Annotated in this window: 26 protein-coding genes; 9 read left to right on the plus strand and 17 right to left on the minus strand. The window is 61.8% G+C overall.

Annotated features, from left to right (window positions below; genetic code table 11):
* Nucleotides 1-105 precede the first annotated feature (105 nt).
* The 5 genes from cysB to QMX88_RS17175 form a co-directional block, all read right to left on the minus strand.
* Nucleotides 106-1,080 (minus strand): HTH-type transcriptional regulator CysB, encoded by a 975-nt coding sequence (gene cysB / locus QMX88_RS17155; protein WP_122534560.1) that lies wholly within the window; start codon nucleotides 1,078-1,080, stop codon nucleotides 106-108.
* A 151-nt stretch (nucleotides 1,081-1,231) separates the two neighbouring features.
* Nucleotides 1,232-1,723, minus strand: coding sequence for a universal stress protein (locus tag QMX88_RS17160; protein ID WP_282371408.1), 492 nt, complete (start codon nucleotides 1,721-1,723; stop codon nucleotides 1,232-1,234).
* 93 nt (nucleotides 1,724-1,816) lie between these two features.
* Nucleotides 1,817-2,737, minus strand: coding sequence for a 5'-nucleotidase (locus QMX88_RS17165; protein ID WP_282371410.1), 921 nt, complete (start codon nucleotides 2,735-2,737; stop codon nucleotides 1,817-1,819).
* A 46-nt stretch (nucleotides 2,738-2,783) separates the two neighbouring features.
* Complete coding sequence (locus QMX88_RS17170; RefSeq protein WP_282371412.1) at nucleotides 2,784-3,752, minus strand: putative 2-dehydropantoate 2-reductase; 969 nt, start codon at nucleotides 3,750-3,752, stop codon at nucleotides 2,784-2,786.
* A 12-nt stretch (nucleotides 3,753-3,764) separates the two neighbouring features.
* A complete protein-coding gene (locus tag QMX88_RS17175) occupies nucleotides 3,765-4,100 on the minus strand; it encodes a thioredoxin family protein (protein WP_282371413.1) in 336 nt (111 codons plus the stop codon).
* A gap of 212 nt (nucleotides 4,101-4,312) precedes the next feature.
* Between QMX88_RS17175 and QMX88_RS17180 the strand changes: the two genes are divergently transcribed.
* Nucleotides 4,313-5,389, plus strand: a complete 1,077-nt coding sequence (locus QMX88_RS17180; protein WP_192172424.1) for a 3-deoxy-7-phosphoheptulonate synthase — start codon at nucleotides 4,313-4,315, stop codon at nucleotides 5,387-5,389.
* 65 nt (nucleotides 5,390-5,454) lie between these two features.
* On the opposite strand, the gene QMX88_RS17185 is transcribed toward QMX88_RS17180, so the two are convergent.
* On the minus strand, nucleotides 5,455-5,736 hold the full coding sequence (locus QMX88_RS17185; protein ID WP_065988521.1) for a GNAT family N-acetyltransferase: 282 nt from the start codon (nucleotides 5,734-5,736) through the stop codon (nucleotides 5,455-5,457).
* A 645-nt stretch (nucleotides 5,737-6,381) separates the two neighbouring features.
* Between QMX88_RS17185 and oprI the strand changes: the two genes are divergently transcribed.
* Nucleotides 6,382-6,633: an outer membrane lipoprotei OprI gene (gene oprI, locus QMX88_RS17190; RefSeq protein WP_003199355.1), complete on the plus strand. Its 252-nt coding sequence runs from the start codon at nucleotides 6,382-6,384 to the stop codon at nucleotides 6,631-6,633.
* A 77-nt stretch (nucleotides 6,634-6,710) separates the two neighbouring features.
* On the opposite strand, the gene QMX88_RS17195 is transcribed toward oprI, so the two are convergent.
* From QMX88_RS17195 to QMX88_RS17215, 5 genes are all read right to left on the minus strand, one after another.
* On the minus strand, nucleotides 6,711-7,679 hold the full coding sequence (locus tag QMX88_RS17195; protein WP_282371420.1) for a L,D-transpeptidase family protein: 969 nt from the start codon (nucleotides 7,677-7,679) through the stop codon (nucleotides 6,711-6,713).
* Nucleotides 7,680-7,763: 84 nt separating this feature from the next.
* Nucleotides 7,764-8,060, minus strand: coding sequence for a hypothetical protein (locus QMX88_RS17200; protein ID WP_192172422.1), 297 nt, complete (start codon nucleotides 8,058-8,060; stop codon nucleotides 7,764-7,766).
* A gap of 71 nt (nucleotides 8,061-8,131) precedes the next feature.
* A complete protein-coding gene (locus tag QMX88_RS17205) occupies nucleotides 8,132-8,596 on the minus strand; it encodes a thiol-disulfide oxidoreductase DCC family protein (RefSeq protein ID WP_282371422.1) in 465 nt (154 codons plus the stop codon).
* Between the two features lie 165 nt (nucleotides 8,597-8,761).
* Nucleotides 8,762-10,072 carry a hypothetical protein gene (locus tag QMX88_RS17210; protein WP_282371424.1) on the minus strand — a complete coding sequence of 437 codons (1,311 nt, stop codon included), beginning with the start codon at nucleotides 10,070-10,072 and terminating at the stop codon, nucleotides 8,762-8,764.
* A gap of 209 nt (nucleotides 10,073-10,281) precedes the next feature.
* The gene (locus QMX88_RS17215; protein ID WP_282371426.1) at nucleotides 10,282-10,887 is read right to left on the minus strand and encodes an arylesterase; all 606 of its coding nucleotides are present in this window, start codon (nucleotides 10,885-10,887) and stop codon (nucleotides 10,282-10,284) included.
* Between the two features lie 10 nt (nucleotides 10,888-10,897).
* Here QMX88_RS17215 and QMX88_RS17220 point away from each other — a divergent pair, with 10 nt between their 5' ends.
* Together QMX88_RS17220 and QMX88_RS17225 are read left to right on the plus strand one after the other, a co-directional pair.
* On the plus strand, nucleotides 10,898-11,581 hold the full coding sequence (locus QMX88_RS17220) for an ABC transporter ATP-binding protein (protein WP_192172418.1): 684 nt from the start codon (nucleotides 10,898-10,900) through the stop codon (nucleotides 11,579-11,581).
* Nucleotides 11,581-14,094, plus strand: a complete 2,514-nt coding sequence (locus QMX88_RS17225; protein WP_282371430.1) for an ABC transporter permease — start codon at nucleotides 11,581-11,583, stop codon at nucleotides 14,092-14,094. The genes QMX88_RS17220 and QMX88_RS17225 overlap by 1 nt, the downstream gene beginning before the upstream one ends.
* A 61-nt stretch (nucleotides 14,095-14,155) precedes the next feature.
* Here the strand turns inward: QMX88_RS17225 and greB are convergent, their stop codons facing one another.
* Together greB and QMX88_RS17235 are read right to left on the minus strand one after the other, a co-directional pair.
* The gene (gene greB, locus QMX88_RS17230; protein ID WP_172613149.1) at nucleotides 14,156-14,629 is read right to left on the minus strand and encodes a transcription elongation factor GreB; all 474 of its coding nucleotides are present in this window, start codon (nucleotides 14,627-14,629) and stop codon (nucleotides 14,156-14,158) included.
* Nucleotides 14,630-14,731: 102 nt separating this feature from the next.
* Nucleotides 14,732-15,715 carry a GlxA family transcriptional regulator gene (locus tag QMX88_RS17235; RefSeq protein WP_282371495.1) on the minus strand — a complete coding sequence of 328 codons (984 nt, stop codon included), beginning with the start codon at nucleotides 15,713-15,715 and terminating at the stop codon, nucleotides 14,732-14,734.
* A gap of 261 nt (nucleotides 15,716-15,976) precedes the next feature.
* Between QMX88_RS17235 and QMX88_RS17240 the strand changes: the two genes are divergently transcribed.
* A complete protein-coding gene (locus QMX88_RS17240; protein WP_282371432.1) occupies nucleotides 15,977-17,155 on the plus strand; it encodes a GGDEF domain-containing protein in 1,179 nt (392 codons plus the stop codon).
* Nucleotides 17,156-17,179: 24 nt separating this feature from the next.
* Entirely contained in the window at nucleotides 17,180-17,704 is a 525-nt protein-coding gene (locus QMX88_RS17245) for a GNAT family N-acetyltransferase (RefSeq protein ID WP_282371434.1), read from the plus strand.
* 366 nt (nucleotides 17,705-18,070) lie between these two features.
* Here QMX88_RS17245 and QMX88_RS17250 read toward each other — a convergent pair whose 3' ends face one another.
* Nucleotides 18,071-19,210: a sensor histidine kinase gene (locus QMX88_RS17250; protein WP_282371436.1), complete on the minus strand. Its 1,140-nt coding sequence runs from the start codon at nucleotides 19,208-19,210 to the stop codon at nucleotides 18,071-18,073.
* A 290-nt stretch (nucleotides 19,211-19,500) separates the two neighbouring features.
* Between QMX88_RS17250 and QMX88_RS17255 the strand changes: the two genes are divergently transcribed.
* The 3 genes from QMX88_RS17255 (at nucleotide 19,501) to QMX88_RS17265 (ending at nucleotide 21,771) form a co-directional block, all read left to right on the plus strand.
* Complete coding sequence (locus QMX88_RS17255; RefSeq protein ID WP_282371438.1) at nucleotides 19,501-19,854, plus strand: hypothetical protein; 354 nt, start codon at nucleotides 19,501-19,503, stop codon at nucleotides 19,852-19,854.
* A 236-nt stretch (nucleotides 19,855-20,090) separates the two neighbouring features.
* On the plus strand, nucleotides 20,091-20,573 hold the full coding sequence (locus QMX88_RS17260; RefSeq protein ID WP_282371440.1) for a DUF2938 family protein: 483 nt from the start codon (nucleotides 20,091-20,093) through the stop codon (nucleotides 20,571-20,573).
* Nucleotides 20,574-20,709: 136 nt separating this feature from the next.
* Entirely contained in the window at nucleotides 20,710-21,771 is a 1,062-nt protein-coding gene (locus QMX88_RS17265) for an SDR family oxidoreductase (protein ID WP_282371442.1), read from the plus strand.
* A gap of 91 nt (nucleotides 21,772-21,862) precedes the next feature.
* On the opposite strand, the gene QMX88_RS17270 is transcribed toward QMX88_RS17265, so the two are convergent.
* Genes QMX88_RS17270 through QMX88_RS17280 form a run of 3 tightly spaced genes read right to left on the minus strand, consistent with a single transcriptional unit; the run spans nucleotide 21,863 to nucleotide 24,741 of the window.
* On the minus strand, nucleotides 21,863-22,072 hold the full coding sequence (locus QMX88_RS17270) for a DUF2945 domain-containing protein (RefSeq protein ID WP_282371444.1): 210 nt from the start codon (nucleotides 22,070-22,072) through the stop codon (nucleotides 21,863-21,865).
* Nucleotides 22,073-22,097: 25 nt separating this feature from the next.
* Nucleotides 22,098-23,948, minus strand: a complete 1,851-nt coding sequence (locus QMX88_RS17275) for a glycoside hydrolase family 15 protein (protein ID WP_282371446.1) — start codon at nucleotides 23,946-23,948, stop codon at nucleotides 22,098-22,100.
* Entirely contained in the window at nucleotides 23,941-24,741 is an 801-nt protein-coding gene (locus tag QMX88_RS17280; protein WP_192172409.1) for a glucose 1-dehydrogenase, read from the minus strand. The genes QMX88_RS17275 and QMX88_RS17280 overlap by 8 nt, the downstream gene beginning before the upstream one ends.
* Nucleotides 24,742-24,874: the final 133 nt, after the last annotated feature.

A 24,874-nucleotide genomic window follows, 5' to 3' on the forward strand; every position in this document is an offset into this window, starting at 1 on the left:
CGCGATGACGGTCTGGCAGACGCCGTTCAGCGCCTGAATTGACGCATCGCGAGCAAGCTCACTCCTACAGGTCAAGCGCAAGGCGTGACCCGCAGGTCGGGCCTGTTAATGCTCCGGCAGTTCAACCCCGGCAAACAGCTCTTCCAGCTCCTGCTTGTTGTGGCACTGAATGGCTTTGGCCATGACGTCGCGGGTCAGGTGCGGGGCGAATTTCTCGATGAAATCGCACATGAAGCCGCGCAGAAAGGTGCCGCGGCGGAAGCCGATCTTGGTCACGCTGGCTTCGAACAGTTCGCTGGCGTCGAGCACCACCAGATCGCTGTCCAGCTTCGGATCGACGGCCATTTTCGCGACGATGCCAACGCCCAGTCCCAATCTCACGTAGGTCTTGATGACGTCAGCGTCGGCGGCGGTGAACACCACTTTCGGCGTCAGGCCACGGTGGCTGAATGCTTCGTCGAGTTTGGAACGGCCGGTGAAGCCGAACACGTACGTCACGATCGGGTATTCGGCGAGAATCTCCAGGGTCAGCTTCGGCACCTTGGTCAGCGGGTGGCCCTGAGGGACGACCACGCAGCGGTTCCAGGTGTAGCACGGCATCATCACCAGATCGCCGAACAATTCCAGCGCTTCCGTGGCGATGGCGAAATCGACCGTGCCGTCGGCGGCCATTTCGGCGATCTGCATCGGTGAGCCCTGATGCATGTGCAGCGCGACGTCCGGGTACTGCTTGATGAAATTGCTGATCACCGGCGGCAACGCGTAACGCGCCTGGGTGTGGGTGGTGGCGATGGACAGCGTGCCCTTTTTCTCGTTGGAGAATTCCTGGGCGATCTGCTTGATGCTCTCGACCTTGCGCAGGATCTCGCCGGCGGTGGTGATGATGCGCTCGCCTGCCGGGGTGACGCGGGTCAGGTGCTTGCCGCTGCGGGCGAAGACTTCGACGCCCAACTCGTCTTCCAGCAGGCGGATCTGCTTGCTGATGCCTGGCTGCGAGGTGTAGAGGCTTTGCGCGGTCGCTGAAACGTTGAGGTCGTGGTGCGCCACTTCCCAGATGTAGCGCAATTGTTGGAGCTTCATATGTATCCCTCAAAGCCGGAAGACGCCACGGGCATCAGCGACGGTATATAACTGGATTATTGGTCAGGAAGGCAAAGCTAGAACTTTTTATCACTTTTATCCAGTAATGGCACGCAGCTTTTAACGCCCTTGGCACATTCCCGGAACGCGATCACGTTTGTGTACGACTTTGCAGCATCGGCACCATGTACACCGGCACGCCGGCCAGTTGCAGCACTCGCGCCGCCGTTCGGCCAATCGGCGTATCGCCCTCCCCACCGTGACTGCGACTGCCCACCACCAGCAGATCAACGCCGAGCAGGCGCGCCTGATCGAGTATCACATTGGATGGGTCGCCCTGGACCACGCGAACACTGCGAATCAGCGCCAGGTCCTCATGGCCCTCGCCCAGTTCCTCGCGAAAACTGGCCAGCACCCGCGCCTCAATGCCGTCGATGACCGTGTTGACGCCCTCGCTGTGCAGTTGTTTCAAGACGTCTGCCGCCAGATAGCTCTGCAGCACGGACTCGGCAAACACGCCCATCTCCACCACATGCACAACGTGCAGCTCGGCGTCGAAGGTCCGCGCCAACACCAGCGCGTGCTGCAACACATACGGCGCATAAGCACCGAGGTCCGTGGCGTAGAGCATCGAACGGATCATGGGACCCCCGGCAGCCTGTGAAGTGAAGACTTCATCAGCGTAGCAGCGCGCTGCGCACTGCGACGGCCGACTGCTGCTTTTCGGTCTAACGCCTCAGGGTTTTAGCTCGTTGCTGATGCCGTGGGGCACGTGCCCGGTCGCCACCACCTCGCGTGCACGCTCGCAGTGGCCCGGCTGATCGTCGAAGAACACGTCCGCGGCGAAGGCTTCGAGAAACGCCGATTTGTCCAGGCCGCCGAGAAACAGCGACTCATCCAGACGGATATCCCACTCGCGCAGCGTACGGATCACCCGTTCATGAGCCGGAGCCGAGCGCGCGGTCACCAGCGCCGTGCGAATCGGGCAGGACTCTTCGGGGAATTCGCGCTGCAAGGCGTTCAATGCCGCGAGAAAGGGTTTGAACGGGCCACCGGGCAACGGCCGTCGCGCCGCCTCGCGCTCGTTGGCCTGGAACGCCTCCAGCCCTCCGGACTGATACACGCGCTCGGACTCATCGGAGAACAGCACGGCGTCGCCGTCGAAGGCAATACGCAGCTCGGCACTGGCCGCACGACGGGCGCCACCGGAGAGGATGGTCGCGGCGGCGAACCCCGCGTCCAGCGCACTGCGCACGTCGTCGGCGTGGGTCGACAGGAACAGATGACTGCCGAAAGCGGCCAGATACGGAAACGGACTGCGGCCGCCGACGAACGCCGCGCGGGAAATGTCGAGGCCGTAGTGCTGAATCGAATTGAACACGCGCAAGCCGGTGTCGGCGCTGTTGCGTGAGACCAGCACCACTTCCACCCGGGACTGGTTCAGGCTGGCGTTCAGGCTGAGCAGTTTTTCCACGAGCCGGAACGCATCACCGGGCTCGAGAATTTCGTCTTCGTGGTCGATCTGGTACTGACGATAGGCAGCGACCCCATTGGCCATGTAAACGTCATGGCTTTCCCGCAGATCAAACAGCGCCCGCGAGGAAATCGCCAGCACCAGTTTGCTCCCCGGGGTTTTAACATTCAGCTCGGTGCTCATCAGTCTTCCTTAAAGCAGCAGTTGGGCAAGCGCACGGCCATGGCCGTCAACGATTGCCGCGATCAATGAACGCCAGCGCGTGGTACAGGGCGCGCACCTTGGGCATGTCACAGCCAGCGGCAAGCGCAGCTGCGAGGGGCCGGGCATAGATGGCGTCGAGTTCCAGCGGGCGTTTTTCGGTGAAGTCGTGGTACATGCTCGGCCGGTAATCCGGCATATGGCCGGTGACCTTAAGCAATTGCTCGGCGTAACCCACCGGCAGCACGTGGCCGCACGCCTCGGCGCCTTGCACCACTTCCGCCATCAGGCCCTGAATCAGCGCGCGACTGTCGGCATCGGCCATCAGCGGCGTGGTGCTGGCGTTGAGCAGCACGGAAAGCCCGTTGTAGGGAACGTTCCACACCAGTTTCTGCCAGCGCGCCTTGTCGAGGTTGTCCATCGCCACAGAGTCGACGCCGGCCTGGTGAAACAGCGACGCCCCCTCCTCGACCCAATGCCCGCGCGTTGCCGTATCGGCCGGCCCGCTGTGATAGCCGATATTCACGGCACCGAAGGCCTGATGGGTAATCTGGCCCGGACCGGTGCGATGCACGCAGACAAAACACAAGCCGCCCAATAGATGAAGGGAATCCGGTAGCTCGGCGCGCAGCTCTTCCTCGACGCCCAACCCGTTTTGCAGCAGCAGAACTTTGGCGTCCGGCGCCGCGGCCTGAACGATGGCGGAGGCCACCCCGCCGTTGCCGGTGGTCTTCGCGCCGATCAGCAACCAGTCGCAGGGCGGCATGTCGGCGGCGGAGGCGTAGGCCTGGACATTTTCCAGCACTAACGGGCCATGCACATGGCTGTCTACCCGCAGGCCGTTGCGGGCGACGGCCTCGAATTCGCTGCGCAGCAGAAAGTGCACATCGAAGCCGGCCCGGGCCAGCATCACGCCGTAGAAGCCGCCGATCGCGCCGGTGCCGATGATGCCGATCCGGGGTCTGGTTGAGCTTTCGCTCGCTGTGCTCTCGCTCATGGAAACTCCGCTTCAGGGTAATTCGTCTGGCGGCGTCGCCAGCGCGTGGGCCAGGCCCGGGACAATGGCCTCGGCGGACATCTGCGTGCGAAGGGGCCCGAAGAAGGCACCTTCGCGGATCACAAACATCGTCGGCAGATGAAACACGCCGTAGCGCTGCACCGCGCCGCCGTTTTCTTCGGCATCGATCCAGCACAGGCGGTCAACAGGCAGCGATTGCTCGGGTAAATGATGCCGGGCCCAGCGACAACTGGAGCAGCCCAGGCTGGTGAAAATCAGCAGTGAGACGCCGGGCAGGTTGAGAAGTTGCTGGTCGAGGTCGAAGTCCGTCAGTTGCAATTGATCCACGCGCTTCTCCTCTGAATGATGTTCGGGTGATGCCTGTCGCCACCCCAGACAGGTCAGACAATGCCGCAACCGTTGGACGAAAGCCACGTTTACCCATTGTCGAACCACCGGCTAACGCGCTAAGGTTCGGCTCCCCCGTTGCGCTCAATCATGCTCGGCTCCGCCGCACGGGGACGCTGGCGGCCAGCATCCGTGACCTGATGAGTAACACGATGGCTGATTTACCGATTGACGACCTCAACGTTGCCTCCAACGAGACACTGATCACCCCGGATCAGCTGAAACGCGAAATCCCGCTGACCGCCGCCGCCCAGGCCACTGTCAGCCAGGGCCGCGAAGTCATCCGCAACATCCTCGATGGCAAGGATCACCGCCTGTTCGTCGTGATCGGGCCCTGCTCGATCCACGACCTCAAGGCCGCCCACGAATACGCCGATCGCCTGAAAGCACTCGCCGCCGAGGTGTCCGATACGTTGTATCTGGTCATGCGCGTGTATTTCGAGAAGCCACGCACCACCGTCGGCTGGAAAGGCCTGATCAACGACCCGTACCTGGACGACTCTTTCAAGATTCAGGATGGTCTGCACATCGGCCGTCAATTGCTGCGCGACCTGGCCGAAAAAGGCCTGCCGACCGCGACCGAAGCCCTCGACCCGATTTCGCCTCAGTACCTGCAGGACCTGATCAGTTGGTCGGCCATCGGCGCGCGCACCACGGAGTCCCAGACTCACCGGGAAATGGCCTCGGGCCTGTCCTCGGCAGTCGGCTTCAAGAACGGCACCGACGGCGGCCTGACCGTTGCGATCAACGCCCTGCAATCGGTGTCCAGCCCCCATCGCTTCCTGGGTATCAACCAGGAAGGCGGCGTGTCCATCGTCACCACCAAGGGCAATGCCTACGGCCACGTCGTGCTGCGCGGCGGCAACGGCAAGCCCAACTATGATTCGGTCAGCGTTGCGCTGTGTGAACAGGCGCTGAACAAGGCGAAGATCAAGCCGAACATCATGGTCGATTGCAGCCACGCCAACTCCAACAAGGACCCGGCGCTGCAACCGCTGGTGATGGAGAACGTCGCCAACCAGATTCTCGAAGGCAACCAGTCAATCATCGGCCTGATGGTCGAGAGTCATCTGAACTGGGGCTGCCAGGCCATTCCCAAAGACCTCGCCGACCTGCAATACGGCGTGTCCATCACTGATGCATGCATCGATTGGGAAAGCACTGAAAAGACCCTGCGCAGCATGCACGCCAAGCTCAAGGACGTATTGCCCAAGCGCAAGCGCGACTGACCTGCCCGCAGAAACGACAACGCCGAGCACATGCTCGGCGTTTTACTGTGTGACGCGCGCCTGGGTCAGATCTTGGCAGCCTGGCGCTGGTTGCGCTCCATGTAGCGTTCCACGTAGGAGCACGAAGGAATCACGGTGTAGCCGATCCGGTCGGCGTAGTCGAGGGCCACCTTGGTCAAGGCTGCCGCTATCCCACGTCCGCGCAATTCGTTGGGAACGAACGTACGGTAGATATCCAGGGTCTCTTTACCCAGGTCCATGTAAGTGAGATAGGCACGGTAGCCGTCAATATTGACTTCGAACTGGTGACCGGTCTCGTCATGGTGGATGGACAACGCCTCGCTCATCACTACTCCTCGCGGGTCTTGGAATTGGACCCTTACCTTATCGACATTTTCCCGGCGAAGGAACCTCTACAGGCAGTATGAGAACTATTGCCTTCTGCAATAGCGACTTCTGCAGTAGAGCTGACTGCGCCACCCTGTGCCGTTTGGACACCGCGAAGAGCGTCGCTGTTCTCAAACAATTTGAGCACAGGCAAATAGTAGGCGCCCTGAGCAAGTGCGCTCAAGTGAATCAACTGTTAATTGCGCTGCCGCACATCTGAAGGCGTGCACCATGGAACCTGTTGTCGCCGGGCAATGTCCATTGAGACGCAACGCCCGCACTCAAGTCACTTGAAGGTCATTAAAACCGCCCTCAGGGATGCGCCTGTCACGATAATCGACTATACAAAAATGGTCGCCGGTACGTCGCTGGTAGTGGGAAATCGCCTGGGCCGGAGTCACCTGACAGACACCACCGCCTGGGGCTGTTTGCGTGCGAAGAAAAAGCGTGAGGAGTTGCACGGAACACGTTCATACCCAAGAATTTTCTGCAGATCTTGCGCGCGGTCCGTTTACTTACTACAAACAATGAGTAAGATGTACGCCGGTCATTTTCTCACTCTCGAGAGATGACTAATTTGATAGAAGTCCTTTAAGGGGAACACGATGAACAACGTTCTGAAATTCTCTGCTCTGGCCCTGGCCGCAGTTCTGGCTACCGGTTGCAGCAGCGCATCCAAAGAAACCGAAGCTCGTCTGACTGCAACTGAAGACGCAGCCGCTCGTTCGCAAGCCCGTGCCGATGAAGCCTATCGCAAGGCTGATGAAGCTCTGGCTGCAGCTCAAAAAGCTCAGCAAACTGCTGACGAAGCCAACGAGCGCGCTCTGCGTATGTTGGACAAGGCTAGCCGTAAGTAATAATCCCCCGGGATTATTGATAAGCCGACCCGTTAACGGGTCGGCTTTTTTATTGCCCGGCGTTTGGCGTCGCAGCGTTACTGCAGCGTCATCGGCGCGCCGCCCACCGCGGGCGCAGGCGTGGTCGGCACGGCAATCTCGACCGGCATGCCGTCTTCGGCAGCCACCACGTCCCGCACTTCGTCCCAATTGATGCGCAGGCTGTTGGCCAGGTCTTCACGCTTGAGCAGTGCGTTGATCACGGCGGTGTGCTTGTCGACTACCGACGGCTTGCCGCTTTCGTCCAGCGGCGTGTGCGCTTCGAGGTAGACCTTGCCGCCGCTGACGCCGAACTTATAGGGCTCGCTCATGATGCGCACAGTGGTGCCCACCGGGACCATGTCCGCCATTACCAGCACGTTGTTGTTGTACATGCGGAAGCAGCCGTGACTGGTGCGCATGCCGATGCCGAACTTCTTGTTCGAGCCATGGATCAGGTAGCCCGGCAAGCCGAGGCCGAATTTGAACGGGCCCAGCGGGTTGTCCGGCCCGGCCGGGACCACGTTGGGCAGGATGTCGCCGTCGGCGGCATGCTCGGCCTTGACCGACGCGGGCGGCGTCCAGGTCGGGTTCGGCGTTTTGGCGGTGACCTTGGTGGTGGAAACCGGCGAACCCCAGCCCTCGCGACCGATACCCAGCGGGAAGGTGTAGACCACGTTCCGACCTTTCGGGTAGTAGTACAAACGGTACTCGGCCAGGTTGATGACGATGCCTTCGCGCGGACCCGGCGGCAGGATGAAACGCGTCGGTAACACTATTTGAGTGCCTGCGCCCGGCAGCCAGGCATCGACGCCCGGATTGGCGGCAATCATTTCCAGATAGCCCAAGTCGTAGCGGGTGGCCAGATCGGCGAAGGTGTCTTCGTACTTGGCGGTGACGGTCTGCACCTGACCGATGATGTCCTCACCGGGCGGCGGCAACGGAAACTCCAGGGCGGAGACGGGGCCGGCCGCGCACAGCGCAGCGAGCGACAGACAGCGGGCGAAAGCTGGAATGCGCGACAACATCCGGAGAATCCTTGGTAAACGGAAGGCTTGATTGTGCGCGATTGTACACGCACGCCTGCGCATTCGGGGAGTGCGCGCGAGCCCTTAAACGCCGGTTTCCAGTTCCGGCCAGATCGGGTGCCAGCCGCGCCGTTGCGCGTCTATGATCGCCCGGCACAGCGGGCACAGTCGCTCATCCTGATAAACCGTCTGCCGGACTTCCGACCAGCGCGGCTGGGCGGGCAGCAAGGTGCCGCACAAGGTGCGGTCGGCGGAGCCTGCCAGCTCGAGCTGGCGAGCGACCAGATGCACGAGGATTTCCTGGCACGCGAACAGGTCGAGCTGTTCGTCGGGCTCGATCAGTTGATAGGCATAAAGGGACCAGGAAGGACGGCGCGGCATTGGGGGCTCCAGAGCGGGGGCGCCACATTAGCCGAAAGCCCCCGTCCGGAAAAGGCCTGCAGGCCTTTAAATCAGCGGTTTTGGTCTGAAGGTCGGGAAACCGCGCAACGGTCGTCGCGGCATCGGCGACTCCCGTCCGGATGAGGCAGCCACGCCAAGTGGGGACGCCAGCGGCAGAACAAGCGATAACCGACGTTCAGCAAGGGCCTCAGTGGCCGCCACGACAGCGGCGCAGCCCAAATGCCAAGACCGGCTGCGCGCCAGCTCCAGAGGGTGGCGTCCAGGCCCGTGACCCAGGTGCCATCGTCGAATCGGGCGTGCAATACCGCCTCCATCTGTTCACGGGTAAATCCGAGCGCCCTGGCGTCAAACCCCTCTTCGCTGATGTCGACGAACATCAATCGCGCTGCGGTTGCGTCTGCGTCTGCCGACACGTGCGCCGATGCGTGAGAACACAGGAGCTTGATCTCCCGCGCGCAAAGCGGGCAGTCACCGTCGAAGTACAGCGTGAGTGGCCACTGTTCTTTCTTGTACATCTTTTGGGTCCTGTACAGGTTTGCGCCACCATAGGCGCAAACGGGGCCGCTGACAATGGACGAGACGTCACCCTGAACACGGGCCACGCCACAAGACCATTGGAGGTCTCACGCCAGGCCGAGAAAGACGCCTATGGTCCATAGTCTGTCCCCAGACAGTCCCGTTTAATTTATTAAAATGTCCGACTCATCGACCGGTTTGTCGAAGAAGTGCCGTGGAACCATCACGGTAGGCCGGAACAATCCATTCATTACGCGATTAACAGATTCGCCTTCTAGCAGCTCGCGACTCATGTCGTCTGGCATGCTGTTTCTACAGGTTTGAATAATGGACAAGGCGAGCCCTATTTTCATATGCCGGCCATGAAATGTCGCTTCGCCAGGGGTGAACGCGCGCGATTCAAGTTTATCGATAGCGTCCGCTGCCTCTTCTTCGTCCATATGGTCTTCAATGGCGTCAAAGCGTGAGCCCACAGAGGGCGGTACGGCGGTCAATGGGTCGACAAGATGCAGAGTCGCATGGCTGAGGATCTTGGGCTGATCAAACTTGAATCTCATCAATTTGTCGCCAAACCGGCTGCTGTCTTTCTGAGGTTGATCACCCGCCTCAAGTGAAAAAAACACGTGATCATCGTTGGCAAGCATGGCGATATCGTGGTCCGTCGTGTTTTCAGTGTTGAATTCTATTTGTCTTTCCTCCAGCTTTCTTCTGGAAAATAACGAAACCGTACCGTCCGGACGTTTTATGTCGGCATCAGATGGTGCTGCGTGGGTGATGTAAAGCGGCTCATCAATCAGGCTTTTAATGAAGGCCTTTTCATAATCTTTAAGGCTTGCAGCGTTGACCTCGCTTCTCAGGGCGTCGATGTTTTCAGCTGAAAGCTTCTTCAGCGTCAGGTCTTCCCCGGATTCCAGTTCCCAATACCATTTCGGACCGTTTTTCAGCATCGATGCCTGGACGTTATCCGCGGTTTTCGACCTCAATCCTGAGATTAGTTTTTCTGCAAAGTGGCCGAGCTTGCTATCAAACCGGAGATCCAGAACCGTTTCTCTATCGGAGACTCGGGCTGCCACGAGTGATTTAAGGTACTTATTTTGATCCACGTCAACGGACACGGCTAAAACATCTGGCCCGGGCGTCTGGTTTTCTTCGGTCTCGTGCTGCACCAAATAGGAAACGATTCCGTCCTGACGTTGCGTGGTAGGCGTGTTTTCGTCTGGATTCAGCGCCGTACGCAAATAGGCTCTTGACTGAGCATCAAGCCGGCTTCTGAGCGTTCCTATCAGAAAGGAATCTCCGCCTACTTTCACCTTTGAAGGCATCGCTACGGAACGGTTTCTGGAAGGCGCCAAGTCGGCTGGATAAGTTTGGTTCGACGAACGCGCTGAGGTTGGGGCATTGGAACCATGCGGCTGCGCGCTTTCAGGAATGTGGAAAGCAGGTTGCTGACCTTGATAGGGGCGAATGGGATTCATGTGGGCCTCCTGGTGCCTGGAAGCATATAGGTGGTCTAAGGCGGTCCCCCGGTTCCCAGCGTGATCATTACTGCTCATCACATTGGGCGTCACCGTCGCTGATGAGAGCATTGATTGTCACAACGGTGGGACAAAGCTGTAATAAACCGCATTACGAGCCGACTGAGGCACCAGAAGGGAACTCCATCCTGAAGCCTCAGAGATTGCATTTAAAGAAGTGGCTCAAGCACCGGCCACACGTTATCCAGCAGGTAAGGCTGAGCCTGGACGTTGGGGTGAATGCCGTCTTGCTGGGTCATGTCAGGCCTGCCGCCCACGCCTTCCAGCATGAAGGGCACCAGCGCAGCGTCGGTGGCTTCGGCGACTTTCGGGTACACCGCCGCGAAGGCCGTGGTGTAGCGCTCACCGTAGTTGGGCGGGATTTTCATGCCCAACAACAGCACCTTGGCCCCCGCCGCTTTGGACTGCTCAACCATGTCGGTAAGGTTTTGTTGCAATTGCGCCGGCGGCTGCCCGCGCAGGCCGTCATTACCGCCCAGTTCGAGGATCACCAGATCCGGTTTGTGCTCGGCAAGCAGCGACGGCAGCCGCGCCTGGCCTCCTGCACTGGTGTCGCCGCTGACCGATGCATTGACTACTTCTTCCTTGAAGCCTTCCTTTGCCAGACGCTGTTCCAGCAGACTGACCCAACCCAACCGGGTATCCAGGCCGAAAGCCGCGCTGATACTATCCCCAACGATCAGCACCGTGCCTGCCATCGCGCCTTGTGATACCAGCAGCAAACCCAGGCCAGCACTTAAAAACCACGCACGCATCGGATTCTCCATGAGCGAAAGTATTCTCAGTGCTCGGAACCTCAGCAAAGTGGTCCCAAGCACCGAAGGTGACTTGACCATCCTGCACGAACTCTCCCTGGAACTAAACAAGGGCGACACGCTGGCCATTGTCGGCGCGTCGGGCTCGGGCAAATCCACCCTCCTCGGTCTGCTGGCCGGCCTCGACCTGCCCAGCGCCGGTTCCGTCGTCCTGTCGGGACGCAATCTCAGCGACCTGGACGAAGACCAGCGCGCCCGGGTTCGCGCCGAACACGTGGGCTTTGTGTTCCAGTCCTTCCAGTTGCTCGACAGCCTGAACGCGCTGGAAAACGTCATGCTGCCGATGGAGCTGGAAGGCCGCAAAGACGCCCGTGATCAGGCCCGGCATCTGCTGGAACGCGTCGGCCTGGGTCAGCGTTTGACCCACACGCCACGGCAACTATCGGGCGGCGAGCAGCAACGCGTCGCCATCGCCCGTGCGTTTGCCGCCGACCCGGACGTTTTGTTCGCCGATGAGCCCACCGGCAACCTGGACAGCCACACCGGCGAGCGCATCAGCGATCTGCTGTTCGAGCTGAACCAGGAGCGCAACACCACCCTGGTGCTGGTCACCCACGATGAGCGTCTGGCCCACCGTTGCCGTCGCCTGATCCGTCTCGAGGGTGGCCGACTGGTCGCCCCCATGGAGCCTTAATGGCACGCCTGCCTTTTTCCCGTCTGCTCAGCCTCGCGGCGCGCCAGCTCATGCGCGATGCCCGCGCCGGCGAGCTGCGTGTGCTGTTCTTCGCCCTGGTGGTGGCGGTTGCCGCCAGCACGGCCATCGGATATTTCGGCGCACGCCTCAACAGCGCCATGCTGCTGCGAGCGACGGAGTTTCTCGGCGCCGACCTCATTCTCGGCGGCTCCGCACCGGCGACGCCTGCACAGATCGACGCCGGCAAGGCGCTGAAGCTGGATCATTCGCAGATCGTGATTTTCTCCAGCGTGGTTGCCACCGATAACGGCATTCAGCTGGCGAGCGTCAAGGCCGTGGACGCGGCGTACCCGTTGCGCGGCGAGCTGAAAAGCGCCCCTGCCCCCTATGAAGCCGAAACCGTGGGCGGTGAGCCCCAAGCCGGCGAAGCCTGGGCGGAAGCGCGGATTCTGGTGGCGCTGAACCTGAAAGTCGGCGACAGCATCGACGTCGGCTCCAAGACCTTGAAGCTGACCCGGGTGCTGACCTACGAACCCGACCGCGCCGGCAACTTCTACAGCCTGACGCCTCGGGTGATGATCAACATGGCCGACCTTGAAGCCACCAAGGTCGTGCAGCCCGGCAGCCGCGTCAGTTATCGGGAGCTATGGCGCGGCACGCCCCAGGACCTCGCCGCGTACCGCAAAGCGATCGAACCCGGGCTGGCGCCGAATCAGAAGATCGACGACGCCCGCGATGGCAACCAGCAGATTGGCGGCGCGCTGGGCAAAGCCGAGCGTTACCTGAACATGGCCAGTCTGGTCGCCGTGCTGCTGGCCGGCGTGGCCGTGGCCTTGTCGGCGGCGCGTTTCGCGGTGCGCCGCTTTGACGCCAGTGCGTTGCTGCGTTGCCTGGGTCTGTCGCGCAATGAAGCGCTGGTGCTGTTTGGCTTGCAACTGGCCATGCTCGGCGTCGTGGCCAGCGCGGCGGGCGCTTTGCTCGGCTGGTTCGCCCAACTCGGGCTGTTTCATTTGCTGGAAAACCTGCTGCCCGCTGCCGTCCCGCCCGGAGGCTGGCTGCCCGCAGTCGCCGGAATCGGCACCGGACTGGTCGCCCTCGCCGGCTTCGCACTGCCGCCCCTGGCTGCTTTGGGTCGCGTGCCACCGCTGCGGGTATTGCGTCGGGACATGCTGCCCATCCCGGCGAGCACCTGGCTGGTCTACGGCGCGGCATTGTTCGCACTGGGCCTGATCATGTGGCGCCTGAGTCTGGACCTGGTGCTGACCTTCGCCCTGCTCGGCGGCGGTCTGATCGCGGCGCTGATACTCGGCGGCGTGTTGCTGCTGGCCCTGAAAAGCCTGCGCCGTTTGCTCGCCGGGGCCTCGCTGCCGTGGCGTCTGGGCCTGGGTCAGCTGTTGCGCCACCCCATGGCCGCAGCCGGCCAGTCCCTGGCGTTCGGTCTGATTCTGCTGTCCATGGGGCTGATTGCGCTGCTGCGCGGCGAGCTGCTCGACACTTGGCAGAACCAGCTGCCCAAGGATGCGCCGAACTACTTCGCGCTGAACATCCTGCCCAACGACAAAGACAACTTCGCGGAACGCATCGGCCGCCTGTCGACCCACAGCGCGCCGCTGTACCCGATGATTCCGGGGCGCTTGATGACCATCAATGGCGAGCCGGTGAGCAAGTTTGTCACCAAGGACTCCCGTGGCGAAAACGCCACCCAGCGCGACCTCAACCTGACCTGGGCGGCGACGCTGCCGGAAGGCAACAGCATCACCGCCGGCCAGTGGTGGACCAGCGATCAGCCGCCAGCCGACGGCGTGGTTCCGGGCGTGTCGGTGGAAACCAAGCTGGCCAACAGCCTGAACATGAAGCTGGGCGACACCCTCGGTTTCGTGATCGGCGGGCTGACCCGCGAGGTCAAAGTCACCAGCCTGCGCGACATCAACTGGGACACCTTTCAGCCCAACTTCTTCATGATCTTCCAGCCCGGCACCCTCAAGGACGTGCCGGCCACGTACCTGACCAGTTTCTATCTGGCGCCCGGCAATGATCAGCAGATCGTCGAGCTGTCCCGGGCCTTCCCGGCGGTGACGATCCTGCAGGTGGAAGCGTTGCTGGAGCAGCTGCGCAGCATCCTCGATCAGGTGACGATGGCGGTGCAGTACGTGCTGCTGTTCGTGCTCGCGGCGGGGATGGCGGTGTTGTTCTCCGGCTTGCAGGCGACCCTGGATGAGCGGATCCGACAGGGTGCGCTGCTGCGGGCGTTGGGCGCCAATCGTGCGTTGCTGACCAAGGCCCGGCGCATCGAGTTCGGTCTGCTCGGCGCGGTGAGCGGAGTGCTGGCGGCAATTGGGTGCGAGCTGGTGAGCTTTGCGCTGTACCGCTACGCCTTCAACCTGCAGTGGCACCCCCACATCTGGCTGCTGGTGCTGCCGCTGATCGGCGCCTTGCTGGTGGGCGGCGCGGGCGTGTTCGGCACACGGCGGGCGCTGAACGCCAGTCCCCTGCAAGTGCTGCGCGAGGGCTAAAGGTGGGGGCCTGACGGTGGGCGGCAATGCGCTGCCCACCGTCAACCGCGCAAAGCCCCTGCTATTTCAGGTATTCGATCTTGGTGATCCACCATTGCTTGCTGCCGGACGGAACCGGCACCGAGACTTCGTCACCGACTTCTTTCTTCAGCAGCGCCCGGGCCATGGGCGAATCGATGGAGATGTAGTCCATGCGTCCGTAGATCTCGTCATAACCGACGACGCGGAAACGCTTGCTCTCACCCTCCTCGTCCTCGACTTCGACCCACGCGCCGAAGAACACCCGGCCTTCCTGCTCCGGCGAATAGGCGACCACGCGCATGTCTTCCAGACGCTTGCGCAGGTAGCGCACACGCCGGTCGATCTCGCGCAGCAGCTTTTTGTTGTATTGATAGTCGGCGTTCTCGCTGCGATCCCCCAGGGAAGCGGCCCACGCCACTTTCTGCGTGATATCAGGCCGGTGCTCGCGCCAGAGGTAATCGAGCTCCTTCTTCAGGGCGGCATGGCCCTCGACGGTGATTATTTTGGTGCTGATCTCACTCATTCACGCTGTCTCTGCCCCGGGCTGGGTACGTTTGTTCTGTTGAGGACGAAGCCTACAGGGTTGGGCTGGCCGAGGGGCAAATCAAGGCAGCGCTCATTTGACCAGACGCTTTTCTTTGGAAGGCCGATAGCCGAAGTACGCGCTGTAGCATTTGCTGAAATGGCTCGGCGAGACGAACCCGCAGGCCACCAGCACTTCCATCTGGGTCAGCTCAGTGTGCTGCAGCAGGCGGCGGGCCTCGGTGATGCGCAGTTCCAGGTAGTAGCGCTGCGGGGTGGTGCCCAGTTGTTCCTGGAACAGCCGCTCGATCTGTCGCCGCGAACGTCCGGCGTACACCGCCAGTTGCTCCAGTTCCAGGGGTTCCTCAAGGTTGGCGTCCATCAGCTTGACCACTTCCTTGAGCGGCGCGCTGACTGTCATGTGCCGGCTCGGCTTGATCCGCCGATAGCGCGACTCCTCGAAAGACAGAATGTCCTCGATGCCTTCGATCAGCGCCTTGTCGTGCAGCGTCTTGATCCATTCCAGCGCCATGTGGAAGGCCCCGGCGGGACTTGCGGCAGTGAGACGATCGCGGTCGATGACAAAAGCTTCGCTGGTGACTTCGCTGACTTTGCAGATCTCCGCCAGGGCGGCGCGGTGCTCGGGATGAATGGCGCACCGATAACCGTCGAGCAAACCCGCTGCGCCGAGGAACCAGGCGCCATTCCACAGACCCGCGAGGGTGATGCCCTGTTCGGCGGCGGTGGTCAGCAGGTGCACCAGCGGCTCGTCGGCCTTGAGCTCGGTGCGATAACCGCCACAGATCACTAGCAGGTCCAGCGCCTTAAGCGCCGGCGCGTCGAGTCGCGTGTCGGGCCGGATCACCAGCCCCAGATCACTGACCACTTCGCCCTCGTGCAAGCCAAATGTCCTCGACGTGAACAGATCGGGGCGCAGCAGGTTGGCGGTGACGAACGTGTCCAGGGCCTGGGTGAAAGCCGGCAACGAAAAGTGTTCGAGCAGCAGGAAGCCGGTTCGGGTCTGGGCCGAGGGGCTTCGCCTGTTTTCATCCACGTAGCGAAGGTTCTTGCCCTTCATGCCTCCGCTGAATTCTCGCCGCTCGATCACTGCCGCCTCGCTTGTGCGTCCTGCCTGGGGGTACCGATGGTTGCAGCCGTTCGCAGCCAAAATAGACCTGGAATAACGGCGGCAGGACCGGGTCCGCGCCATTCTAGCGGAACGGCGCCGGCGTTAAAGTTTTGTCGGGGTGGCCGATACACAACAGCCAGCGAATGAAAGCCCCCCCCCGGGGCGCTTCGACTCGCGACGACACCGCACCCCTTACCCATCAGGCTGCTTATGGCGCTCGACCCGATCACCCTGCTGACGATGACCATCGCCCTCGCTGCGGCCGCCGCGCTGTACCTGGCCGTGGAGTGGCGGACGGTGCGGGAGCCGTCGCTGCTGTTCTGGAGCGCGGGGTTTGCCGTTATTTCAGTGGGCTCGACCCTGGCATTGCTGCGCAGCAGCGGCATTCTGGTGATTGGCATCTGGTTCGCCAACGGCTTGCTGGTCACCGCCCACTGGCTGTTCCTGCTGGGCGTTGCGCGGTTTACCGAGACCCGGGTGTCGCGGGCCTGGTACCTGATCTTCGTCCTGTGGATCGGGCTGTTGTTGCTGCCGGACCAGCCGTGGTGGTCGAAAGTGATGCTGGCAGCCAACTCGCTGTTGATCTCTCTGCTGATGGTCAAGGCCAGCGGGCTGCTGCGGCCTCACGGCAAGTCCCTGAGCGTCGGCGCGGTGCAGTTGCGCTATGTGCTGCTGGCCCACGGCGTGTTCTATTTTTCCAAGGCGGTCACGGCGGTGGTGCCTGGCACGCTGATCGATCTGGCCGCCTTTCGGGGCGAGATCATCCAGATTTCGCTGGTCGAAGGGACGATGGCGGTGATGCTGATCGCCCTGTCGATGACCGGCTCAGAGCGTCATCGCCGGGAAAAACGCATCGCCCGGCTGGCGGCGCGGGATCCGCTGACGGCCCTGTACAACCGCCGCGCGCTGGAAGTGCGAGGGCAGCGTCTGCTGGATAACGTTTCGCAGGCGCAGCCGGGGGCGCTGCTGCTGATGGACATCGACAATTTCAAGCTGGTCAACGACCTTTATGGCCACAGCGCCGGAGACCGGCTGCTGGTCGCGCTCAGTGAAATTATCCGCGGGGCCTTGCCCACCGGTTCGCTCGCCGCGCGCCTGGGCGGTGATGAATTCGTGGTGTTGCTCAGTGACACCTCCAGCGAGCATTTGCTGGCCGTGGGGAGCACGCTGCGCGAGGCCTTTCACGCGACCGCCTCGGCAACTTTTTCCACCCCCCAGCCCGTTACGTTGAGCATCGGTGCCAGCCTGTTCAGCCAACCGCCATCCAGCCTGGCAGAATTGATCGAACGCAGCGACGCCGCCTTGTATGAATCCAAACGCGGTGGACGCAACCGCATTCAACTGGTAGATCAGGACGTCAGCAGCAGCGATCCGCTGCAAATACTCTGAGGGCTAACCGAAGGATCACTTGCCATGGCCATGAGCAGCGCTCATCTGATCTACCGCGCACCGGAACCTGATGATCTCGCCCGCCTGTTCGCCATCTACAGCGACCCGCAGACCCAGCTGTTCAACCCTTCCGGGCCGATGACCGACGAGGCCCAGGCAGCAGCCATGCTCAAGGGCTGGATCGAGCACTGGCAGACCCACGGTTTTGGCTGGTGGGCGATTGCGCACAAGGAGGCCCCCGAACACATCATCGGCTTCGGCGGCATCGGGTTTCATGATTTTTTGGGCGTGCAAAGGGTCAATCTGGGCTATCGGTTCGCCGTTGAGGCGTGGGGACAGGGGTTTGCCACGGAGATGGGCAGAGCGGCGCTGGACTTCGGGTTTTCAAGCTTGAAGCTGGAAGAGGTCTACGGTTACGTCCGGCCGACCCACGCGGCGTCGATTCGGGTGCTGGAGAAAATCGGCATGCACCGTTGCGGCGAGCTCGATGACGTACCCGGTCAGGCCCCGAGCCTGATGTTCAGCGCCGTGGCGGAGCCATCGCAGTAAGCGATCGGCGACAGGGTCCAATTCAGTGGGAGGTCTGCAGCATTCCGCAGCTCGCGTCGAGCTCATCCCAGGGATGGGCGGCCTCTCGGGCATAGCCGCAGGTCGGCAGATGCACAAAGGTCGCTTCTCGCTCGGCTTCGCTTTGCCTGGCTTTGCAGGTCCTGCACAACACTGTGTGGTCGGTTAACCGCCAGTGGCTGTTCCACCGGACTAGATCGTCGGTCACCATATACTTCCCCTAACCTCACCTACGTAACCAGTTGATTCAACTTGTTGCTCGAGGTTTCCCGAGCCTGACCGCCGGCTGATCGGCGGTCGTTGCCCTGTGTATCGATTGCAGCATTTGTGCCCCGAGATCTGCGCCCTTCAGTCGCCTGCGTCCCCGATCAACGGCAAGGACACGGTGAAGCTGGTGCCGCGGTCGGCTGCGGAGTCGACCTTGATGCTGCCGTTATGGGCGTCGACGATCGCCGCTGCGATATACAGCCCTAGGCCAAGACCTGCGGCCGCGCCGTATTCCACTTTTCCGTCCTGAAAATTGCGCACCATCGGGTTGAAGAGTGTTGCTTTCACGCTGTCCTCAATGGGCGGGCCCTCGTTGTGCACCGAGAGGGACACCGTTTTGGCACCCGCCACCAGTGTCACGGTGACCGGGGTCAGGGGGTTGCCATGCTTGATCGCGTTGCCGATCAGGTTGGACATGACCTGTTCCATCCGTGACCGATCAAATTGCGCGACGACTCGGGTGTCGCCGTGCATGTCGATCTCACGATCCGGATGGTAGGCCCTGGCCTCTTCCACCATGGCTTCGCAGGCCTGGAAAAAGTCATCCCGCGCCACTCGCACCGGAATTCCCGAGCCCAGTTGAGTCCGGGTAAAGTCCAGCAGATCACCAACGATTTTGGTCGAACGCTTGACGCTGGTGTAGATGCGCGACACGTTTTTGGTCGCCTTGGGTGGCAGGTCGCCTGCACGCAGCAGCACTTCGGCGCTGAGGGAAATCGCCCCCAGCGGGCTGCGCAAATCGTGACCGAGGATGCCGAGGAAGACGTTGCGCGCAGCATCGACGTTGTCGGTGTAGGTCACGACGGACTCGGCCAGGGCCTGATCGATGGCTTCGTTGAAGCGCAGAATGTCGGCAATCTCGTCTGCCCGGTTCACTTCCTTGGGCGGCATCCACAGCATCAGCACACTGGTGCGCAAGGCCCGGTACTCGGCGATCATCTGACCGATGGTGAAGCCGGACGAATGACGGACTTCAGCATGGGTCTCGGCCGAAGTGACGTTATCGGAATCGGGCGCTTCGCCCTTGGACTTGGATACTCGCGCCTCATCGGTCTGTGAGGTCTGGAGGTCAGCGGCGATCGTGCGGAGCATCTGTTCGGCGTGGTCGCGAAGTTCGGCGGAGTCCATGCCATTGGCGGCGGGCGTCATGGTCCTGGCGAAGGCTTCCCACTTTTTCAGGATGGGTTCGATGTTCTGCAGGATGAAGTCGGCCAGGCGCATGGGCTGTGTTCCAGTGTCAACGATGTCAAAAAGAGGTGCCTGAGGTGGCAGGGGAAAGCGTGACACGAGGAGGACAAGGCCGTCGCAATCCATTGGACTTCACAAGTGACCTCTCGGATGGCCGAACGTTACATCGTCGCAGGCGGTTAACCGATCGCCGGTCGTGCACTGCTGCGCCGATTGAGCACATCCGGGTTTACCCAACCTTTACCGATCCTAGACGTGGGTTTACACGGATCCGGTGTTTCATACGTCCATGGCGAACCCACTCTTTCGCCAAAGGAGACACCATGATTGCCAAGATGACCCAAGCCCTGATCCTGTCCGGTCTGCTCGTTGGCGCCGGCACGGCGTCCGCCAGCGAACGCAACGTGATTGTGCCTGTCATCGCCGGAGCCGCCGTCGGTGCCGTACTGGCCGCGGTGATCAGTCAGTCGAACAACGACCGTCACGGTCGCTATCAGGATTACCGCCCGCAACCGCGCTACGCGCCGCGTTATCAGCCGCAGTACCAGCAGGTTGTCTATGTGCCGGTGCGTGAGCGGGTCGAATATCGCCGTTTCGCGCCACCACCGCCCCACGGTTACTACGACGGTGGCTACCGCCGGGGGTTTGACCACGGTCGTGGCAATGACCGCTGGTAAGTGCTTGAGCGACCTTTAATGCAGGACAGGCTTCAGTTGGGAAGGCTTCGGATGTCACACCGCAAATCTCGCGGTGTTCATGCAGGCCTCTTCCCGGCTGAAGCCGGTCCTACAAGAAAGCGCCGCGTTCATTCAGTGGAACCTGCCTTGTCTGCACCGCCGCTTTTTGTGGCAAAACTGCTAACGTGTCCGGCCATCACTCGCCCATCGATCACTGACAGCACGCAGGGACGGACATGTTCGAATTCATCTACCTGGCAATTTTCATCGGCATCGGCGGCACCGCGCTGCTGGATCTCTGGGCGCTGCTGCTCAAGGCGCTGCTGGGTTTGCCGACCCCGCCCTGGCACCTCGTCGGTCGCTGGTTCGCCAGGATGCCCAAGGGGCAGTTCGTGCACCGCAATGGCATTGGCAATTCCCCTCCCGTTCCCAACGAGCTGGCGATTGGCTGGTTCATGCATTACACCGTCGGCGTGCTGTTCGCTGCCGCGCTGCTGTTTATCTGGGGCGTGCAGTGGGCGCACGCGCCGACCTTTCTCCCTGCGCTGATCGTCGGGCTGGTCACCGTCGGGGCCGGCTGGTTCATCCTGCAGCCCGGCATGGGTGTCGGCGTGGCGTGCAACAAGGCGCCGAAGCCGAACGTAGCGCGGTTGCAGAATGTGGTCGGCCATGTGGTCTTCGCCATCGGCATGTATGGTGCGGCGCTGCTGGTCGGATGAGTTAACGGAGGGCGCCGGCGTGGTGTGTGGTCGCACCCGACCAATTGAGCTGAACCTATGGGCAGCGATGCCGTTCTGAAACCTGAGAGCTACATCGTTATGAAGCTCGTTCAACCCGATCAAACAGGAGATCCCCATGACCCAAACGGCCTTGGTCGTCGGCGCCAGCGGCATCGTCGGCAGCGCAACCACTCAACTGTTGCTCGATAACGGTTGGCAGGTGGCCGCTCTCTCCCGCCGTCCCTCCCAGACGCCTGGCGTGATCCCCGTCGCGGCAGACCTGCAAGACCCCGCATCGGTACAGCAGGCCCTCGCGGACCTCAAGCCGACCCACGTCTTCCTCACCACCTGGTCGCGTCAAGCCACGGAAGCTGAAAACATCCGCGTCAACGCCGCCATGGTGCGTAACGTGCTGGACGCGTTGAGCCCGGCGAAGAGCGTCAAGCACGTCGCGCTGGTCACCGGCCTGAAGCATTACCTCGGCCCGTTCGAAGCCTACGGCAAAGGCACCCTGCCGCAGACGCCGTTCCGTGAGTCCCAAGGGCGGCTGGACATCGAGAATTTCTATTACGCCCAGGAAGATGAAGTGTTTGCCGCCGCCGAACGCGACGGCTTCACCTGGAGCGTGCACCGTCCGCACACCGTTACCGGCGTCGCAGTGGGCAACGCGATGAACATGGCGACTACCCTCGCGGTGTACGCGTCGATCTGCAAAGCCACCGGCCGCCCGTTCGTGTTCCCCGGCTCCCGCGTGCAGTGGGACAGCCTCACCGACATGACCGACGCGCGGCAACTGGCCAAACAGCAGCTGTGGGCAGCGACGACCCCTGCGGCGGCGTATCAGGCGTTCAACATCACCAACGGCGACGTGTTTCGCTGGAAGTGGATGTGGGGCCAGATCGCCGAGTACTTCGGTGTGCACCCTGCTGCATTCCCGGAGAAGGTGTCCCCGCTGGAAGAGCAGATGGCCAACGATCAAGGGGCATGGGACGAGCTCGTGCGCGCCCACGGTTTGAAAGAAGCCGACATCAGTCGCCTGATTTCGCCGTGGCACACCGATGCTGACCTCGGTCGCCCCATCGAAGTGGTGACCGACATGTCGAAAAGCCGGGCCCTGGGCTTCAAGGAGTTCCAGGCCAGCGACCAGGCGTTCTTTGACGTGTTCGACACGTTGCGGGCCCAGCGCCTGATTCCTTGATCTGCTGAACCGGCCACAAAAAAACGCAGCGATGATTTCGGTCATCGCTGCGTTTTTGTATCCGGGCCATCTGTCATCAAAGACGCGGGACTCAAGCCTTTTCCAGCGCGTCCTCTTTGTGCATCGCCAAGTGCCCGGTCTTGTCGCTCTTGACCTCGTACTGCGGCGCGTCGGGCGAGGCATGGCGATGGCGGCCCATGAACTCGACCTCCTTGGTGTGCACCGTCGTCACTTTGCCGACGATGTGCCCGGCTTCGGAATTCCAGCGCACGTGATCACCGACCTTGAATGCATGAGCCATCGATTTTCTCCTTTGATCCCGGAAGTCAGGGCTGCCAGAGGGTCTGGCTGCCTTCGAGTTTGCGATCCAGAAAACTCGCCGCACTGATCAGCGCTAGGTGGCTGAGGGCTTGCGGCGTGTTGCCCAGGTGGTGGCCGTGGGCGTCGAACTCCTCGGCGTACAGACCCAGCGGGTTGGCATAGCGCAGCAATTGCTCGAACTCCAGATGCGCCTGCTCCACACGCCCGGCGCGGGCCAGGCACTCGACGTACCAGAACGAACAGGCCACGAACGCGCCTTCCTCACCCTCAAGGCCGTCCTGATGGTCATCGTCGTTGCGATAGCGGAAGACCATGCCGTCGCGCACCAGCGTGCGTTCGATGGCGTCCAGGGTCTTTAGCCACTTCGGATCACTGGCGCCGACGAAACGCACCAGTGGCATCAGCAACATGGAAGCGTCGAGGTTCTTGCTGCCCTTGTGCTGGACGAAATGGCCCAGATCGGCGTCCCAGAAATTTTCCCAGATGTCGTCGTGGATGGCCTGACGCTCCCGGTCCCAGCGCTCAAACGGCGCCGGCAGCGAACGTTTCAGCGACAGCCGCAACGCCCGGTCCAGCGCGACCCAGCACATCAGCCGCGAATGCAGGAAATGCTGGTCGTCGCCGCGCATTTCCCAGATCCCGACGTCCTTGCTGTTCCACGTTTCGCACAGATCATTGACCAGCCGCGTGACGTGCTTCCAGCCCTCGTGGGAAATGGCCTCGCCGTATTTGTTGGCCAGGTACACCGCGTCGAGCAGCTCGCCGTAGATGTCCAGCTGCGTCTGCTTGTAGGCCTCGTTGCCGATGCGGACCGGAGACGCGCCGCCGTAGCCGCTGAGGTGATCCAGTTCTTCTTCGGGCAATTCTTCGCGACCGTCCAGCGCATACAGAATGCCGAGCTTGTTGGCGTCTTCGCAGCAGTCGCCCATGCGCTCACGGACCCAATGCATGAAGGCATTGGCTTCTTCGGTGTAACCCAGGCGCATAAAGGCGTAGACGGTGAAGGAGGCATCGCGGATCCACGTGTAGCGGTAGTCCCAATTGCGCTCGCCGCCCTCTTCTTCCGGCAGGCCGAAGGTCGCCGCAGCGACAATGCCGCCGTGCTTGCGCGAGGTGAGCAGCTTGAGCGCCAGGGCCGAGCGATTGACCACTTCACGCCAGCGGCCGCGGTAATTGGAATGCCGGCTCCAGTGCTGCCAGTAATTGACGGTATTTTTCAAATCGCAGTCGCAGTTGGTGGCTTTGACCAGCGGATCATCGGCGCCGCCGAGCATGAACTCGACGACATCACCCTGCTTCATCCCGAACTCGGCCACCGCGGCCTGGCCTTCAAGCGTCAATGCGGTGGTCGCCGCCAAACGCATGGCCGGCTGACCCTCAGCCTCGAAACGGATGTCGTCGCCGTCCATCTGCGCGGTGGTGTCAGCGCGGCTGTAATCGTGGCGCACCCGGCAGAGCATGCGCACCGCCGTTTGGCCGTGACGAACATGGATGCGGCGGATAAGGCGCGGCAGGTTGTCGACTTCAGAAGCAATGGGCATCAGGTCAGTGACTTCGACGACGGCGTCCTTGGCGATCCAGCGCGTCATCAGCACGTTGGTTTGCGGCAGATACAGCTGCTGGCGGCGGGCGTCGGGCAGGATCGGCGCCAACTGGAAAATCCCCGCGTCGGGGGTGTCCAGCAGCGCGGTGAAGATGCTCGGGCTGTCGAAGTCGGGCCAGCAGCAGAAGTCGATGCTGCCGGTGTCGGCGACCAGCGCCGCACTGCGCATGTCGCCAATGATCCCGTGGTTTTCGATAGCGTTCTGCGGTTCTTGCTCGGTCTGCTCATCGGGGTTCGGTGTGTGTTCAGCCATTGTTGCGGAACTCCGGGTAGAGGCTCATGCCACCGTCGATGAACAGCGTCGTGCCATGCACATAGTCGGACGCATCCGAGGCCAGCCAGACGATGGCGTTCGCCACATCATCGGCCTCGCCCACCCGGCCGTAGGGGATCAGCTCCAAGAGTTTCTTCTCGGCGTCGCCGCTCGTAGCCTTGGTGTTGATGGCGGTGCGAATCGCCCCCGGCGCGATGCTGTTGACGCGGATGCGCTGCTCGCCGACCTCTTGGGCAATGCTGCGCATCAACAGATCGACGCCGCCTTTCGACGCGGCGTAGTTGACGTGGCCGGCCCAGGGTATGACCTGATGCACCGAGCTCATGTGGATGATCTTGCCCAGGGCGCGAGACACCTCGGGGCGGATGTCCTGTTTGGCGAACTGCCGCACTGCCGCACGCGCGCAGAGAAACTGACCCGTCAGGTTGACATTGATGACGGTGTTCCAGTCCTCAAGGGTGATGTCGGCGAAGGCCGCATCCTTCTGCAGCCCGGAATTGGCGACGAGGATGTCCAGACGGCCGAACGCCTTCAGGGTCTCGGCGAACAGCCTTTCTACGTCCTGCTCGTTGGAGACGTCGGCGCCAATGGCGATGGCTTGGCCGCCGGCGTCGATGATTTCTTGCGCGAGCTTCTGCGCGGGTTCGGGCTGCGAATGGTAGTTGACGACCACTGCCGCGCCGGACGCTGCCAGCCCTTTCGCCGCGCCGGCACCCAGTCCGGAACTGGCGCCGGTGACGAGGGCGACCTGGCCTTTCAAGGAAATCTGCATGGAATGTAGAGCCTCATGGTGAGCGTTTTAATGCTGACTCATGGGGTTCTGCTGAAGTTCATCGGGAAAAGCGCATTGCCTGTGCTCATTTGAATGCGCTGGCAGCGGGGGAAGTAACACGCTCTTCAGCGCC

Source organism: Pseudomonas sp. PS02290 (genome assembly GCF_029960075.1).
GTDB lineage: Bacteria > Pseudomonadota > Gammaproteobacteria > Pseudomonadales > Pseudomonadaceae > Aquipseudomonas.